This window comes from Xanthomonas arboricola pv. guizotiae (genome assembly GCF_002940205.1).
Classification (GTDB): domain Bacteria; phylum Pseudomonadota; class Gammaproteobacteria; order Xanthomonadales; family Xanthomonadaceae; genus Xanthomonas; species Xanthomonas arboricola_C.
This window is the reverse complement of sequence record NZ_MDSK01000038.1, coordinates 15,094-32,003: the sequence shown is the minus strand read 5'-3', so window position 1 is coordinate 32,003 and position 16,910 is coordinate 15,094. Positions and strand designations below refer to the sequence as shown.

The following is a 16,910-nucleotide window of genomic DNA, read 5'->3' as shown; positions in this document are numbered from 1 at the left end:
TCGCAGCGGCAGCCATCCGTGCGCCTCAGCCGTTGCCGACGGCATAGCCATCAGCCGGAGCGGGCAGTGCGGCACGAACCCGCTAAAATCGCGGTCTTCATTGCCGCTCCTGTCCTGGTGGATGCCATGCGCCCCTCGCTTTACGCCCCGTTGTCCCTGCTCGCCTGCACTGCGCTGGCCCTGAGCGCCTGCAAACCCGGCGACAAGGAGCGGGCGCTGCGCGCGCAGGACGCCGCCGTGTCCGCCAATGTGGCCGCCGGCGCCGCCGCAGCCAAGACCGCCACGCCGCCCGCAGCCGCCACCGCGCCGGCCGGCGACGACAACCTCAACGCGGTGCTGTGGATGCAGCGCTCGGAGGAGTACCGTGCAGTGGCCGAGCAGACCTACCGCGCCGCTGCCGACAAGCTGGACGCTGCGCTGAAGCAGCCCAACTGGGACGCGCTGGTGCCGGAAGAACGCGGCAATGCCGCCACCGGGCTGAAGCCGGCGGTGGTGCTGGACGTGGACGAGACGGTGCTGGACAACTCGCCCTACCAGGCGCGCCTGCTGCGCGACGGCAAGGAATACGACGAGCTGAGCTGGGACCAGTGGGTCGCCGAGAAGAAAGCCACCGCCATCCCCGGCGTAGTGGACTTCGCCAAGGCCGCCAACGCCCGCGGCATCACCCTGATCTACATCTCCAACCGCGCCGTGCACCTGAAGGACGCCACGCTGGCCAACCTGCGCAGCGTCGGGCTGCCGGTGGCCGATGACAGCATGTTCCTGGGCCTTGGCACGGTGGTGCAGGGTTGCGAGCAGAACGGTAGCGAGAAGAACTGCCGGCGCCAGCTGGCCGGCCAGACCTACCGCGTGCTGATGCAGGTCGGCGACCAGCTCGGCGACTTCGTGCAGGTCACTGCCAACACCGGCCAGGCGCGTGGCGCGCTGCTGCAGCAGTACCACGACTGGTTCGGCGAACGCTGGTGGATGCTGCCCAACCCCAGCTACGGCGGCTGGGAGCCGGCGCAGTTCAACAACGATTACGCCCAGCCCTGGCAGCAGCGCCACGATGCCAAGCGCGCCGCGCTGGAGCTGGCCCGATGAGCCGCGCGCCGCTGCCGCTGGCCGCGCATGAGCGGCTGATCTTCGCGCTGGATGTGCCCGGCCACGCCGAGGCGATCGCCTGGGTGGACCGGCTTGGCGACTCCGTGTCGTTCTACAAGATCGGCATGGAGCTGCTGGCCTCCGGCGAGTACTTCCAGGTGCTCGACGCGCTGGCCAGGCGCGACAAGCGCGTGTTCGTGGACCTGAAGTTCTTCGACATCCCCGCCACCGTGGCCGGCACCATCCGCCGCCTGGCGCAGTGGCCGGTCAGCTATTGCACCGTGCACGGCTGGCACGCCGGCATGCTGCAGGCCGCCGCCGAGGCCAACCACGGCGACATGCGCCTGCTGGCGGTCACCGTGCTGACCTCGATGGGCCGGCCGGACCTGGCGGCGATGGGCATCGACCGCGAGCCGGTGGAGGTGGTGGTGGAGCGCGCGCTGGCCGCGCAGGCCGCCGGCATCGATGGGGTGATCGCCTCCGGCCAGGAGGCCGGCCCGATCCGCCGCGCCACCGGATCGGGGTTTTCAATCGTCTGCCCCGGCATCCGCCCCGGCGGCCCGGTTGGTGACGACCAGCAGCGCACCGTGGGCGTGGCGCAGGCCTTCAACGACGGCGCCGATGCCATCGTGGTCGGCCGGCCGATCCGCCTGGCGGCCGATCCGGCCGCTGCTGCGGCTGCGATCCAGACCGAGATTCGTACTGCATTGGGGCAACGTCACGAATAAGGCGGCTGCGGTTTCTTGCAACCTCGCAAGATGCGAAATGCGATAGCCAGTCAACTCGGGTAGGGAAATCACCTACGTGGGGTGGGGTATTGCCTGCTGGTGAGGATCACGTGAAAGCGTAATTCTTTATCGGCAGACGACCTAGACGGTGACCATCGTCTGCAAGGATGCGCATGTGCGCGATGTTTGCGCCATATCACCCAAGGACGGTACTACCGCAGCGTCTCGCGCTGCCGGTCGCTGCCGATACGGGACACCGGTTTCGGATAGCAGTGTCATGCGTGATCTTTTTCGGCCGCTAACTGCGGTGGTGCTTTGTATTGGTCTTGGCGCCTGTTCTCTCGTCGCCAACGTGCCTGAGTTGTTCCGCTACAACGAACCCACCGACGGTCAACGAACGCGTCTGCGCATCGTCGGAGATGACGGTAATACCGTCATCTACCCTGGGACCACGTGCGACCGTGCCAACGTGCCGGGATTCGGCCGAGCTGCTCGCGCGCTGGTGTTTGGTGGGCAGGATCTGGGCATGCCGCGCTTGAGCGATACACCCAAACATCCCTTGGAATTGGCTGTGCGGGCAGGAGAACCCATGGTGGTGGGTTTCAGTGCCGGTGCTGTAGCCAGTCAGACGTGTCCCAAAGCGCCGCCAGGCTATCGGATGGTCTGCAATGCCCCGATCGGTCACGGGCCGACCTGCGCAACCACGCGGAGTTTCGTGCCGGAATCGGGTGTCGATTACGAGGCGCACCTGGATTTCGGTGCGGGCCGCTGTCGGCTGGATGTGTATGCACTGACAAAGCGCAACGACGGTACGACCGAACGCCGCGCCATTGCCGCTGCGTTGCCCACCTGCCCCGCCACCTCAAAGGAATGATTGCCATGGCACGTGTTCGTTCGATCTCCATCGGCCTGGCCGCCGCACTGCTCAGCGCCTGCGCAACGGCTCCAAAACCCAAAGCGATCGTCGCCGAGCCGATCCAGCCACCATTGACCGTGGTCGCGTCGAAAGACATCTATCGCAAGACCACCGGGTTGCGTGTCGTGCATCGCTCGCACACCGCAAAGGCAACCAGCCTGAAAGTCATGCAGGGAATCTTCGGGGCGATGAGCACCGGCGGAAACATTACGGCATTCAAGAAAGAGGATCTGCTCGGTGACCCGAATGAGGATCTGGTAGATCCTTCAATCAAGGAACTCCCGCACGCGCTGGAAGAACAACTGCGCGGTTATGCGCTGGCGCATCCTGCGGCCACGCCGCCCGCGCAGTTTGTGATCCGTCCCGCCACATGGGCATTGATCTACACTTCGTTGGCGGATTCGCAGACGCCCTACCAATTGCACTTTTCATTGGATATGGAAGCGCGCGCTCCGGACCGCGACGGCCAGCGCCAGGCAACGGTCACACAACGCTGCAATCCCGCACCCATTGAGTTGTCACTGGCCGACTGGCAAGCGGCGGACTACGCCAAGGTGAAGCAGGTGGGTGCTGACTACGTTGCTCAGTGCAGCGAAGAGTTCGCACGCAACTTCCCGACCTTGTTTCACGAGACCGAAGTGGTTGCCACCTCTGATTAATCAGTGAGTTACGCAGATATTATTAAAGTGTTGCTTTAACGTTAAAGCCTGCGTACGATGCCCCTCGTCCGATGTCAGTCGGAAGCTGTGCCACTCATTGTCCACCGGGCTTGTCCCGGTTTTCGAAGGGATCGGGCCTTGTGCCCGATCCTTTTTTTGCCTGCCGATCGGTGCGTGCGGCGACTGCGCCGGCGGTGCCGTCGCTCAACGTGGCGCCGCCGCCTTGCAGTAGCGATCGATGAACTGCTGGTGGGTCGGCATGACGTCCACGCAGTGGCCGATGGTCTGCGCCACGCTGGCCAGGAAGCCTTCGGCATCGCGGTCGGGCACCTGATCCACCAGCGGGTGGTAGCCCTGCGGCAGGATGCCCTGGCCCACCATCACCTGCACCCAGCTGATCTCGGCAAACATCTCTTCGGCATTGCGATAGAAGCGCCCGCTGTCGCGAAAAAGATCGAGTGTGGTCCGCAGCTCCGGGGTGATCGGCATGTTGCGGCAATGCCGCCAGAACGCGCTGTCGTCGCGTTCGGTGGCGTGGTAGTGCAGCAGCAGAAAATCGCGGATGCGGTCGAACTCGAACGCCAGCCGGTCGTTGTAGCGCTGCACCAGCATCGGGCTGATGCCCTCGCGCGGAAACAGTTCCAGTAGTTTGGAAATGCCGGACTGGATCAGGTGGATGCTGGTCGATTCCAGTGGCTCCAGAAATCCGCTGGCCAGACCCAGCGCCACGACATTGCGGTTCCAGCACTGCTTGCGCCGGCCGGTGGTGAAGTGCAGCGGGCGCGGGTCGGCCAGTGGCTTGCCGTCCAGGTTGGCGAGTAGCGTGGCGGCCGCTTCGTCGTCGCTGATATGCGCGCTGCAATACACATAGCCGTTGCCGGTGCGGTACTGCAGCGGAATGCGCCACTGCCAGCCGGCCGCGCGCGCAGTGGAGCGCGTGTACGGCGTCGGTGGGCCGACTTTTTCGCAGGGCACCGCCAGTGCGCGGTCGCACGGCAGCCAATGGGTGAAGTCGTGGTAGCCGGTGTGCAGCGCTTCCTCGATCAGCAGGCCACGGAAGCCGGAGCAATCGACGAACAAGTCGCCGTGCACCACCTGTCCGGAAGCCAGCTGCAGCGATTGCACATGGCCGGTTTCAGGATGCAGCCGTACCCGCTCGACCATGCCTTCGATACGGGTGACGCCGCGCTGTTCGGAGTAACTGCGCAAGAAGCGCGCGTACTGCGTGGCATCGAAGTGATACGCGTAGGCGATGTTGGCCAGCGGCGAGGTGGGCGGCACATCGCCGGCCGAGGTCATGAACTTGCCGCGCGTGGCCGCCACGGTATTGAGCGTGTACGCACCCAGCGGCTGCGCTTTGCCGCGTGCGTGTTGCTTGATCCAGTATTGGTGGAAGGGCAGCAGCCCGAGCGGGTGCCCGATCTGGGTGCCGAAGCCATGCACGTACGTGCTGCCGGGGCGCTGCCAGTCGACGAACTCGATACCGAGTTTGAAGCTGCCCTGGGTCTGGCGCACGAACTCGGCTTCGTCGATGCCGAGCAGGTTGTTGAAGGCCTTGATGTGCGGCACGGTTGCCTCGCCCACGCCAACAGTGCCGAGCTGCTCGGATTCGATCAGCTGCACAGTGAAGGTGGGGCCCAGCACGCGCGCGAAGGCGGCGGCGGCCATCCAGCCGGCAGTGCCGCCGCCGACAATGACAATGTTGCGAAGTGGAGCGGGAATCATGCCTGTGCATTCCTGAGCAAAGACAGCGGACGGAAAAACGAACGGGGCCAGCTGGCCCCGTTCGAATCATATGCCTACGCGATGCAGACACATGGTGTTGGGTGCATCAGAACTTGGCGCCGACTTCCAGCACGACGCTGCGCGGCACATAGCTGATTTCGCCGTTGTTGACCACGGTGATATCAGGCTGCAGGCGTCCGTCGCTGCCGAAGCTGTTGTACTGGTACTGCGTGAAGTTCTTGAAGTTGAAGGCGTTGAGCACGTTGATACGCGCGTTGAGCTTGAAGTCGCCCACCACCGTGAACTCTTTGTTCGCCTGCAGATCGACGGTGCGATACCCCCAGATCTTGCCACCCAGCAGGAACTTGCCATTGCCCGGCGGGGTCACGCCGACGGCCTGGCAGGTGCCGCCATCCGGATCGGTAAAGCCGTAGCAGGCGATCGTGTTGATCGGCTCCGGCGTTGCCAGCACCAGCTTGGCGCCTAAGGTGACGCCCCACGGACCATCGATCGAGCCAGAGGCCACGAAACGATGTGCCGACACGGCATCCGACTTCACGAACGGATAGTCACGAATGGTCGCCTTGTCGAACGCAAACGGCTCGTCGATGGTGCGGTTTTGGCGCGCGCTGGTATGGGTGTAAGACAGGTTCAAGCCCCAGCCCGATTCCTTGGTGTAAGGCTTTTCGGCCGACAACAGGAACTGGCTGCTGCGTTGCTCCAGACCGTTGTAGCCCAGGATCGTATTGCGATAGCCCGGCACCGGCTCGCCCCACGGCACGCTACCATTGGCATCGAAGTAGGCGCCGTTCGGATAGCGATTGACCAGGCTCATGACCAGGCCGTCGTAGGCCAGCACGCGCTGGAAGGTGACGTCGGTCAGCCAGTCGCCCACCTGGTTGCTGATGCCGATGCTGTACTGATCGCTGTACGGCGTCTTGAGCTTGTTCTTGAACATGAAAAGCTCGGAGCTGTCGTTGGTGCCCGGGATGGTATTGAGCTGATCAATGCCGCTGAGATATGCCGGATTCCATGGAGCACAGGCACGGTCGTTGCGGAAGCAGGGCTGCCCGCTGGCAGCATCGCTGAAATACACCACCACCGGCGACAACGCAGCCTTGACCGATTCCAGCGCGAGCTGTTCGAACAGGTTGCGATCGTAGGAGCGGCCGGCACCACCATGCAGTACTGCACTCTCGTCACCGAAGAGATCGTACGAGAAGCCAAAGCGCGGCGCCCAGGCATCCTTGAAGTTCTTGCGGTTATTGCCGGTGCTGATGTAGTCGGCCACGTTGATGCCGCTGGGCAGCAGACGATTCGCCCACGGCTGTCCGGGGTTGGCCGGATCGTCGGAATACAGCGCATCCACGAACGGCTGCGAGGTCACGAAGTCGGTGTAGGCCGGCGTGTCTTCGTAGTCGTAACGCACGCCGATGTTGAGCATCAACTTGTCGTTCACCGCCCAGTCGTCCTGCAGGTAGATGCCGTATTGCTTGGACGGCGATTCCACCACTGGCAGCTGGCCGGGATTATCGAACGCGCGGATGTAGCGCACCTGGAAAGGCACGGGCGCAATACCGTTCTGGCCGACCTCATAGCTGAACTGCGGGTTGAGCGAGCTGGATTCGCGCGAGGTCAACTTGATGTCGCGGTAGGTCACACCCGTCTTGATGGTGTGCTCGCCATGCCACTGCAGCGCATTGAAGGTCAGATCGTTCTGGAAAGACCAGCCTTTCTGGCTGCGCAGTTTGAAATCTTCGCCGCTGGCGGCGCCGGTGTTGAGGAACACCCACTGGCGCGGATCGGTTTCGGTGCGGTCGATGTAGGTGTAGATGGACCCGTTGCCAGTGCCACGCGGCGTCGGCACATTGCTCGAATCCTCGGTGGTGATGATGGCTTCGTTGAACCAGCTGTCGGCACTGTGCTGCCAGCGCAGGCTGGTGCGCTTGTCCTTGTTGATCTTATCCACCGCACGATCCGGTGCGTTCTGGCCGCCAACGTTACTCACCTGAGTTTCGTCGCGGTATTGCGTTGCCAGCTCGATGCGATCGTTGTCGGTGGGCTCGAAGTCGATCTTGCCGAAGTACAGGTCTTCGGTGAACGGCATGTTGGACGCACCGAACTGATCGCGCAGGTTGGAGGGCAACAAGCCGACAAACGGCGAGGCTTCGGCACTGGGCTGCACGCTCTTCGGTGCAACGTTGTCCTTGCCTTCGTAGGCAAAGAAGAAATGCATGCGGTCCTGGATCAGCGGGCCGCCGATTGCGAAGCCGTATTCCTTGGTCTGCGAATCGACCTTGCCGTTCTCCTCGTCAGGACGCTCCTTACGCAGGTCCTGGTTGGTGAAGCGGTAGAACGCCTCGCCATGGAACTCGTTAGTACCGGACTTGGTGGCAGCGGTGATGGCCGCGCCGCTGATCTGGCCGTATTCGGCCTTGTAGTTGGAGGTGATGACCTTGTACTCGCCGATGGCGAGCTGCGGGAACGGGTTGCCCTGGGTTTCGTCCTGGCCGGCAATGCCGCCACCGGAGACATAGCTCTTCTGGCTCACGCCATCGATGTACAGGTTGCTGGAGCTGGCGTTGGAAGCACCGCCACGCAGCTTGGTGTTGCCGTCCTGGTCGATGGTGAACACCATGCCGGGAACCGTGTCTGCAAATTCGAGGAAGTTACGCGTGGCCTGCGGCAACTGCTGAATCTGCCGCAGCGAAACGGTGTTGCCCACTTCGGAGGTCTTGACGTCGCGAATCATCGGCGCGCTGACCGTCACCGTGTCCAGCGTGGTGGCATCGCCGGCGGGCGCCGCAGCCGTCTCCTTGCCGAGATCGACGGTGGCGCTGGAGGCCACCGACAGGGTGACCGTGCGGCTGATGCCGTTGGATTCGACCTTGTAGGTGCCCGGCTGCAACCCGACGATGGTGTAGTTGCCGTTGGCATTGACCGGCGCACGTCGCACCGAGCCGGTGGCGAGGTTGGTGACGACGACTTCGCTGCCGCTCTGCGCGGAAGCGACCTGGCCGCGCAACGTGGCGTTGCTGGACTGGGCCATGGCCGAAGTGGTGGCGAACAACGAGGCAGCCAGGGCGCAGCACAACAGGCTGCGCGCCGGCAGGGTGGAGACGGTACGGTGAGTCTTCATGACTTTCCCCCTCCCAGGGGTAAAGCGCGAACCAGTGGAGTGACTGGCGCGATAGGTTGGTGCTTTGGTGTGAAACACAGGAACGACAGGCAACAACAGCCACAAGGGCTGCAACAACAACACAGGTCTGCGGTGACGGGCGCTTGCTCCTTCAGGCACGGCTTCAAAGACAGGAGTGCAGTGGCCAGGCGTGGCCGATCGACTGGATCGCTACCGGACAGTGCGCCGGTGCGCCACAGCACAATCGCAACGCCTTGCACGACGCACCAGCGCAGGTGGCAGACCTGGCTGGCTTCGTCGGCGGACCGCAGCCTCGGGTAAGGGTTACCAGATGATGCGGGCGCTCATGAACAAGGTGCGGGGCGGGGTGGACATCGCCCCGTATTGGTTGATGCTCACGCGCGGGTCGTAGCTGCCGGCACTGCCCCAGTCGATGCTGTACTGATCGTAGTTGCGGAAGTTCAGCGCGTTGATCAGATCGCCGCGCACCTGCACGGTGACCGCGTCGGTGATGTGCATGTCCTTGGACAGCGACAGATCCAGCTGGCGCGTGCCGAAGATGTCGCCGCCGGCGATGAACTTGCCGCCCGGCGCGTCCACCGAGACCACGCGGATGTTGTCCGAGCTCGGGCCGCCGTATTGGTCGAAGGAGATCGCTTCGTTACGCGGCGGTACCGTGGCCAGGGTCAGCTTGGCCGACCCACTGATGCCCCAGAACAGGTCGTAGATGCCGGTCAGCACCAGGCGATGACGCGGCACCGCATTGAGATCCAGGAACGGATAGTCGGCAATGGTGGCCGCATCGAACCCGTAGCGATCGTCGTTACCGCGATTGCCGCGTGCGCGCGAAAAGGTGTACGCCGCGGTCAGGCCCCAGCCGCTTTCCTGCGTATACGCCTTGTCCGCCGACAGCAACAGTTGGCCGGTCTTGGTCTCCACGCCGTTGTTGCCGATGATCAGATTGCCGAAACCTTGAGGCGTCTGGCCGAATGCCTGGTTGCCGTTCTGGAAGAAGGCGCCGTTGGCGTAGCGGTTGCCGAGGGTGAAGATGAAACCGTCCTTGCTATGGATATACGACACCGTCGCCGAGGTGTTCCACTCGCCCAGCTGGGTGCGCAAGCCCAGCGAATACTGGTCGGCATACGGCGTTTTCAGATCGTTGTTGAGCAGGTTGATTTCGCCGTTGCGTATCCGCGCATCGACCAGGTTGCCCAGGCTGTCCGGGTTACTGACATACGTCGGGTCGAAGGCGGTGCAGGTACCGGGTGCCGGGATGCATTTGGTGGGGCCGGCAAAACGGATCGTGTACTGCGCCAGTGCCGATTTGATCTGCTCCAGCCCCATCACGTCGAACAGGTTGCGGTCGTAGCTGCGGCCGGCGCCACCGAACAGCACCAGCGACTCGTCGCCGCGGAAATCATAGGAAAACCCCAACCGTGGTGCGAAGTTGTTATTGTCCTGTTTGCGATTGCGGCCATTGCTGATGTAGTCGTCGATGTTGACCCCGCCCTTGGCCAATTGCTCGGCGTAGGTGGCGCTCACGGCTGGATCGGTACCGGGGCCGTTCAACGCCGCGACCACTTCCGGCGGGGTCACGTTGTCCAGGTACGAGGGAATCTTTTCGCCATCCCAGCGCACGCCCAGATTCAATTGCAGCTTGTCGTTGACGTCCCAATCGTCCTGGATATACAGGCCCAGCTGCTTGCTGGTGGTGGTCACCGACGGCGCGGCGCCGGCAAACGGCAGGTTGAAGCGCACCTGGTACGGGATGGCCGACGTGCCTGCGCCATCGCCTACCGCGTAGTAGAACGACGGATTGACCGCAGCGTTTTCGCTCTGGGTCAGGTCCACTTCCTTGTACTTCACGCCCATCTTGATGACGTGGTTGCCGTGCCACTCAAGATTGTTGAAGGTCAGGTCGTTCTGGAAGCTGGGGCCTTTCTGGCCCTTGCGCTGAATCGCCAACCCGCTGGTGGCGCCGTCGTTGAGCAGCACGTCGTCTTCGGCGATGCCGCGGGTGTATACGCTCTGGCTACCCAGCGTGTAGGCGGTGGGATTGAACAGCACGTCCTCATACGACACGCGCGCTTCGTTGACGTAGCGCTCGCCGTAATGCTGCCAGCGCAGGTCGAAGCGTTTTTCGGTATTGAGATTGATCTTGGAGGCGATCGCGGTGGTCTGGCCGCCGACGCTGTCGCGGCTTTCTTCGTCGCGGTATTTGCCGGTGAGTTCCAGGCGATCGTTCTCGCCGATGTCCCAATCGATCTTGCCGAAATACAGGTCTTCGTTGAACGGACGCGTGACCGAGCCGAGCCGGCTCTGCACACCGGCCGGCAGGTCGTCGCTCAGCGCGCTGAAGCGATCCGGCACGGCGACCGGATCGGCCGAGACTTCAAAACCCTTGCCTTCGTAGCTGAAGAAAAAGTGCGCCTTGTCCTGCACGATCGGCCCGCTCAGCGCGAAGCCGTATTCGTCCTGATGGGTCTTGCGCTTGCTGCCGTCCGAGTTGGGCGCGCCGGCGCGTTCGTCGGCCTGGCGCGCGCGGAAATCGGTGTTGCTGGTACGCCCGAAGATCTCGCCGTGGAATGCGTTACCGCCGGACTTGGTGGAGGCCACGATCGCCGCCGACCCGACCTGGTCGAACTCGGCCTTGTAGTTGGAGGTGATGACCTTGTATTCGCCGATGGCCAGCTGCGGAAACGGATTGCCTGCGCTCTGCTCCTGGCCGGACACGCCGCCGAACAGATAGCTTTTCTGGCCGACGCCGTCGATGTAGACGTTCACCGCCGAGCTGCCCTGCGCGCCGCCGCGGATCTGGCTGTTGCCGTTGGAGTTGGTCTCGAACTGCATGCCCGGCACGGTGTCGGCGAACTCCAGGAAGTTGCGCGTCAGCTGCGGCACGGTGCTGATCTGCTTCAACGACACGTTGGTGCCCACTTCCGAGGTCTTGACCTCCTGCAACGTGGTGGCGGTGACCTGCACCGCGTCCAGCGTGGTGGCATCGCCCGCCGGCGCGGATGCCGCCGCGCCGCCCAGGTTCAAGGTGACCGACGAGGCCACCGACAGGGTCACGGTCTGCTCGCTGCCGGGGCCGGCGTCCACCTTGTAGGTGCCTGGAGGCAGCCCGACCAACGCGTAGCTACCGTCGGCGCCGGTGGGGACGCGCCGGACCGCACCGTTGGCGACGTTGGTGGCGGTCACGGTGGTGCCAGCCTGTGCCGAAGCGACCTGGCCGCGCAGCGTGGCATTGCTGGATTGCGCCATGGCCGGGGCAGCGGCAAACAGCGAGGCGGCCAGGGCGCAGCACAACAGGCTGCGCGCCGGCAGGGTGACGACAGTGCGGTAGGTCTTCATGGCTTCCCCCTCCCAGGGGTCAGGCGCTAACCGGCAAAGTGGTCGGTGTGGCGCGGGTGGTGCGATGTGTCAAAAACGACAGAACAACGACAAACACGCTGCAGGCGTTATAAAAAACATAAGAAACCGCAAAGAATTCGTGAAGATGCGACGACGGGCACGTGCTCAACCGCTAGGCGCCGCCCGCGGCGCGCTGGAGGCGCGCACGATCAGTTCGGGAACCAATTCGGAAAACGCCGGCGGTGCGGCATCGGCGGGCGGGGCGGGCGCATCCACCAGTTGCTGGCCCAGCAACAGCTGCAATGCCCGCGCGCCCAGCCCGGCGATATCCACCCGCATGGTGGTCAGCGCCGGCAGCACGTAGCGCGCCATCGGCACGTCGTCGAAGCCGGCCAGCGCGATGTCCTGCGGCACCTTCAGCCCGGCATGGCCGAGCGCGAACAGGCAGCCCAGCGCCATCATGTCGTTGGCCGCGAACACCGCATCCGGGCGCGCGCCCTGTGCCAGCGTCTGGCCGGCGCGGTAGCCGGACTCTTCGTCGAAGTTGCCCGGCAGCACCCACGGCTGCGCCTGCGCATCCAGTGCCAGCTCGTCGCGGTAGCCGCGCAGGCGCTCGTGCGCATCGAAGTTGTCGGCTGGCCCGGCGATGAAGGCGATGCGGCGGTGGCCGCTGTCGCGCAGATGCCGCGTCATCGTCCGCGCGCCGCCGTAGTTGTCCACGTTGAGCACCGGGCGCTGGCTGGCCGCGCCGGCGCAGTTGAGCAGCACCGCCGGCAGGCCGCCGGGCAGGGCGTCCTCGTGCACGCCGGAGTCGCCCAGCGAGGGCGACATCACCACCACCCCGTCCACGCGCCCGGGCAGGCGTTCCAGCGCCTTGCGCTGCGCCTGCGGGTCGCCGTGCGAGCTGGACACCAGCAGGTGGTAGCCCTGCTCGCGCGCCACCTGGTCGATGCCGCGGATCAGTTCGGAAAAGAATTCGCCATGCAGGTCCGGCAACACCACCCCGATGGTGTGGGTGCGCCGGCTGCTGAGGCTGCGCGCGGCGTGGTGCGGGATGTAATGCAGCGCACGGGCCACCTGCAGCACGCGCTCGCGCACCGACTCGGCCACATGCTGGTGCCCATTCATGGTGCGCGAGACTGTTGCCACCGACACCTGCGCTTCGCGCGCGACGTCCTTGATGGTGACGCTACCGCCTTCGGAGCGTGGCCGACTCATGGCAAAACCTCCAGGACAACGCGGCTGCCGCCGCACGCCGGGGAGGGTCGCACGATCCGCTGGCGCAGAACGTTCGTGTCGCACATGCACATGAATGACATCGGCCCCAACCGATGGCGACCTCGGAGCGAGATGGCGCGCACGCTAGCAGGAACTGCAAGCGCTTACATGATGCGCTGCACCATTGGCCAAACGCAGCTGGCACAAGGGCTGGGCGGCATCGCCTGGACAAGTTTGTCCGAAAAGGACAACGGCAGTCAAATGTCGGACACTGGATGACAACATGCATGTAACTACGAAAATCTAACGTTTTTCCACCGTACCCGGGCGCACGGTTGTCGCGCGCCTTGCCGCCAGTGCGTTCAGACAGCAAGATGCGCCGATCGATCAGGGGAACAGCGTGCGCATGTCGCCATCCACCGTCCACGCCGGCCGGTTCCAGTCCATCGCGTGGGTGCTGCTGGCAGCGCTGTGCCTGGGCAGCTGCCAGCGCGCCGACAAGGCCGCTGCCTTGCCGGGCGCCAGCGCCGAGCCGGCCGCGGCGATGCAGTCGATGACCCTGCCATTGCGGCGCAGCGACCTGGTTGCTTATGCGCGGATCCGGGTCACCCCCGCGCAATACACCCAGCTGGAGGCGGCCTGGCGCAGCGGTGCCAGCCGTTGGCCGCTGACCGAGCTGCCGCTGCCCAACGAGGTCGGCAGCCTGCTCGGCACTTTGTCGGCGCCCGGCGCCGAGCGCCAGCTGCAGCAGGCCTTCGATGCACAGCTGGCCGGCCAGTCGCAGGGCATCCGCCAGGCCGCGCAGTCGCTGGGCCAGTTCGGCGTGCAATACCTGCGCAGCCGCAGCGACTACCAGCCCGAGCAACGCGCCCATTACGTGCAGCTGGTCGATGCCCTGAGCGCCTGGGCCGCCACCGCGCCGCTGGCCGATCGCGCGCGCGCCAGGGCCAGCATCGCCGACCTGGTGACCGCCGCCCGCGCCACCGGCATCGGCTCGGACGCGGATCTGCAGCGCTTGGGGATGGAGGAGAGCCTGCGCCGGCTCGGGCCGTTCTGGGCCGCGGCCAAGCAGGTGCTGGAGCGTTACGGCCTGTCGCTGGACAGCAGCCTGGATGCGCTGCGCACCGGCTTGATCAGGCAGGACGGCGACCGCGCCCAGGTGCGGCTGCGCTATCCGCTGGCCGCGTACGACATCGACCTGAGCATCGCCCTGATCAAGCGCGACGGCCACTGGTACCAGCAGCAGACCCAGGACGAGGTGCAGGCGTTGCTCGGCGCTGCGCCGGCGGCGCCCGTACCCGTACCCGACGCCGCTGCAACGCCCGACACTCCGGCGGCCGCACCCGCCACGCCCGCCGCCACCGGGCAACGCCCGGCTGGGCGATAATGACCGTGATGCCAGAACAGAATCCCCTGCCGTTCCCGGACGGCCAGCCCGCCCCGCCCAGCGCTGCCGATCTCGGTGCCACGGCCGCCCCCTTGCCGAGCGCCGTTCCGGTTCCGCCGGACGCTGCGCCGTCGATCGCGCCCGCCGTCGCCGTCGCCCGCAGCGCCAAACGCCCGTGGTGGGCGCGCCTGCTCGGCCGCCTGGCCGACCCCTGGCTGAGCCTGACCATCGAACCGGACCAACCGAGCCGCTACGACGACGGCACGCCGGTGGTCTACGTGCTGGAGGACTACGGCCTGTCCAGCGCGCTGATCCTGGACAAGGCCTGCCGCGAGGCCGGGCTGCCCTCGCCCCTGGTGCCGCTGCCGGGCGACCCGCTGCAGCGCAAGCGCGCCTACCTGGCGCTGTCGCGGCGCAGCAGCAGCAACTCGCTGATTCCCGAGCAGCGCGGCGGCAAGACCCATTCGGATTCGCTGGCCAAGCTGCTGCAGGCGCACCGCGTGCGCGCCGACCTGGACGTGCACCTGGTGCCGGTGTCGATCTTCGTCGGCCGCGCGCCGGACAAGCAGAGCGGCTGGTTCGCGGTGCTGTTCTCGGAAAACTGGGCGCTGGTCGGCCGCTTCCGGCGCCTGCTGGCGGTGTTGCTCAACGGCCGCACCACCATCGTGCGCTTCGCTCCGCCGATCTCGCTGCGCCAGACCATGGCCGAGGGCCTGCCGCCCGAGCGCACCCTGCGCAAGCTGCAGCGCGTGCTGCGCACCCACTTCCGGCGCATCCGCGAGGCGGTGATCGGCCCGGACCTGTCCACCCGCCGCCTGCTGGTGGACCAGGTGCTGGCCGCCGACTCGGTGCGCGAGGCCATCGCCACCCAGGCCAAGCGCGACAACTCCAAGCCGGTCGACGCCTGGCGCAAAGCGCACGCCTACGCCTGGGAAATCGCCGCCGACTATTCCAGCCCGGTGGTGCGCTCGGCCAGCTTCCTGCTCACGCATGTGTGGAACCGCATCTACGCCGGCGTGCTGGTGCATCACCTGGACAAGCTCAAGCAGGCCGCGCCCGGGCACGAGGTGGTGTATGTGCCCAGTCACCGCAGCCACATGGATTACCTGCTGCTGAGCTACCTGCTGTACGAGCGCGGCATCGTGCCGCCGCATATCGTGGCCGGCATCAACCTCAACCTGCCGGTGGTCGGCACGCTGCTGCGCAAGGGCGGCGCGTTCTTCATCCGCCGCTCGATCAAGGGCAATGCGCTGTATTCGGCGGTGCTCAGCGAGTACGTCGCGCAGCTGGTGGCCGGCGGTTATTCGATTGAATACTTCGTCGAAGGCGGGCGCTCGCGCACCGGGCGCCTGCTGCAGCCCAAGGGCGGCATGATCGCGATGACGCTGCGCGCCTACCTGCGCCAGCCGCGCAAGCCGGTGCTGTTCCAGCCGGTCTACATCGGCTACGAAAAGCTGATGGAAGGCAACAGCTACCTGGACGAGCTCACCGGCCGGCCCAAGGAGAAGGAATCCATCTGGGGCCTGCTGTGGTCCATCCCCAAGGTGCTCAAGCAGAACTACGGCCAGGTGGTGGTGAACTTCGGCGAGCCGATCGCGCTCAACGACGTGCTGGCCAAGCACGCGCCGGATTGGGACGGCCAACCGATGCCCGACGACGAAAAACCCACCTGGCTGGCACCGGCGGTGGACACGCTGTCCACCCAGATCCAGACCCGCATCAACTGCGCCGCCGACGTCAATCCGATCAACCTGCTGGCGCTGGCGCTGCTGTCCACGCCCAAGCACGCGATGGGCGAGGCCGACCTGATCGCGCAGATCGAGCTGTGCAAGAAGCTGCTGGCCGAGATGCCGTATTCGGACCGCGTCACCGTCACCCCGCACACCCCGGCGCGCATCATCACCCACGCCGAAGAGATCAACGTGCTCACGCGTGTGTCGCATCCGCTGGGCGATGTGCTGAGCGTCAGCGGTGACACCGCGGTGTTGCTGAGCTACTTCCGCAACAATGTGCTGCACCTGTTCACCGCCTCCTCGTGGGTGGCGTGCTGTTTCCAGAACAACCGCCGCATGAGCCGTGCCGGTCTGCTGCGCCTGGGCCGCACGGTGTACCCGTTCCTGCAGGCGGAGCTGTTCCTGCCGTGGAGCGAGGACCGCTTTGCCGAGCGCATCGAACAGACCATCGACATGTTCGTGCGCGAAGGCCTGCTGCTCAACGTCACCGACGACGATGGCGGCATCCTCGCCCGCAATACCGGGCAGACCGACGAGGTGTTCCGCCTGCGTGCGATCGGCCATTCGCTGCAGCAGGCCTTCGAGCGCTATTACATCGCCATCTCGGTGCTGGTGAAGAACGGCCCCGGCGTGCTCGGTGCCGGCGAACTGGAAAGCCTGTGCCAGCAGGCCGCGCAACGCCTGAGCCTGTTGTATGCCCCGGCCGCCCCGGAGTTCTTCGACAAGACCCTGTTCCGCAGCTTCATCCAGAAACTGCGCGAGCTGCGCCTGGTGTGGCCGGACGAGAACAGCAAGCTGCTGTTCGACGAGCGCCTGGATGCCTGGGCCAAGGACGCCAAGTTCATCCTTGGCCGCGAGTTGCGCCACACCATCGAGCGGGTCAGTCCCGAAGCGGTCAAGCCGGATATGGTGTTGCCGCCGGTCGAATAGGGCGACGCTACAAACGCCATCGTCTCCCTGCGGTATGT

Annotated in this window: 10 protein-coding genes; 6 read left to right on the top strand and 4 right to left on the bottom strand. The window is 65.3% G+C overall.

What is annotated here, in order from left to right; translation table 11 throughout:
- The first annotated feature begins 117 nt into the window (after positions 1–117).
- The 4 genes from XarbCFBP7408_RS18540 to XarbCFBP7408_RS18525 all read left to right on the top strand — a co-directional run bounded on the left by XarbCFBP7408_RS18540 (position 118) and on the right by XarbCFBP7408_RS18525 (position 3,386).
- Positions 118–1,083 (top strand): 5'-nucleotidase, lipoprotein e(P4) family, encoded by a 966-nt coding sequence (locus tag XarbCFBP7408_RS18540; protein WP_104564210.1) that lies wholly within the window; start codon positions 118–120, stop codon positions 1,081–1,083.
- The gene (gene pyrF, locus XarbCFBP7408_RS18535) at positions 1,080–1,811 is read left to right on the top strand and encodes an orotidine-5'-phosphate decarboxylase (RefSeq protein ID WP_104564209.1); all 732 of its coding nucleotides are present in this window, start codon (positions 1,080–1,082) and stop codon (positions 1,809–1,811) included. The genes XarbCFBP7408_RS18540 and pyrF overlap by 4 nt, the downstream gene beginning before the upstream one ends.
- Positions 1,812–2,088: 277 nt before the next feature.
- Positions 2,089–2,685: a hypothetical protein gene (locus XarbCFBP7408_RS22485; RefSeq protein ID WP_146093790.1), complete on the top strand. Its 597-nt coding sequence runs from the start codon at positions 2,089–2,091 to the stop codon at positions 2,683–2,685.
- 5 nt (positions 2,686–2,690) lie between these two features.
- Positions 2,691–3,386, top strand: a complete 696-nt coding sequence (locus tag XarbCFBP7408_RS18525) for a hypothetical protein (RefSeq protein WP_146093789.1) — start codon at positions 2,691–2,693, stop codon at positions 3,384–3,386.
- Between the two features lie 204 nt (positions 3,387–3,590).
- Here XarbCFBP7408_RS18525 and XarbCFBP7408_RS18520 read toward each other — a convergent pair whose 3' ends face one another.
- The 4 genes from XarbCFBP7408_RS18520 to XarbCFBP7408_RS18505 form a co-directional block, all read right to left on the bottom strand.
- On the bottom strand, positions 3,591–5,111 hold the full coding sequence (locus XarbCFBP7408_RS18520; protein ID WP_104564206.1) for a tryptophan halogenase family protein: 1,521 nt from the start codon (positions 5,109–5,111) through the stop codon (positions 3,591–3,593).
- Between the two features lie 106 nt (positions 5,112–5,217).
- On the bottom strand, positions 5,218–8,250 hold the full coding sequence (locus XarbCFBP7408_RS18515) for a TonB-dependent receptor (RefSeq protein ID WP_104564205.1): 3,033 nt from the start codon (positions 8,248–8,250) through the stop codon (positions 5,218–5,220).
- 324 nt (positions 8,251–8,574) lie between these two features.
- Positions 8,575–11,604: a TonB-dependent receptor gene (locus XarbCFBP7408_RS18510; protein WP_104564204.1), complete on the bottom strand. Its 3,030-nt coding sequence runs from the start codon at positions 11,602–11,604 to the stop codon at positions 8,575–8,577.
- A 165-nt stretch (positions 11,605–11,769) separates the two neighbouring features.
- A complete protein-coding gene (locus tag XarbCFBP7408_RS18505) occupies positions 11,770–12,822 on the bottom strand; it encodes a LacI family DNA-binding transcriptional regulator (protein WP_104564203.1) in 1,053 nt (350 codons plus the stop codon).
- A 406-nt stretch (positions 12,823–13,228) separates the two neighbouring features.
- On the opposite strand from XarbCFBP7408_RS18505, the gene XarbCFBP7408_RS18500 reads away from it, so the two are divergent.
- The gene (locus XarbCFBP7408_RS18500; RefSeq protein WP_181106874.1) at positions 13,229–14,209 is read left to right on the top strand and encodes a hypothetical protein; all 981 of its coding nucleotides are present in this window, start codon (positions 13,229–13,231) and stop codon (positions 14,207–14,209) included.
- Complete coding sequence (gene plsB / locus XarbCFBP7408_RS18495; RefSeq protein WP_104564201.1) at positions 14,209–16,872, top strand: glycerol-3-phosphate 1-O-acyltransferase PlsB; 2,664 nt, start codon at positions 14,209–14,211, stop codon at positions 16,870–16,872. The genes XarbCFBP7408_RS18500 and plsB overlap by 1 nt, the downstream gene beginning before the upstream one ends.
- Positions 16,873–16,910: the final 38 nt, after the last annotated feature.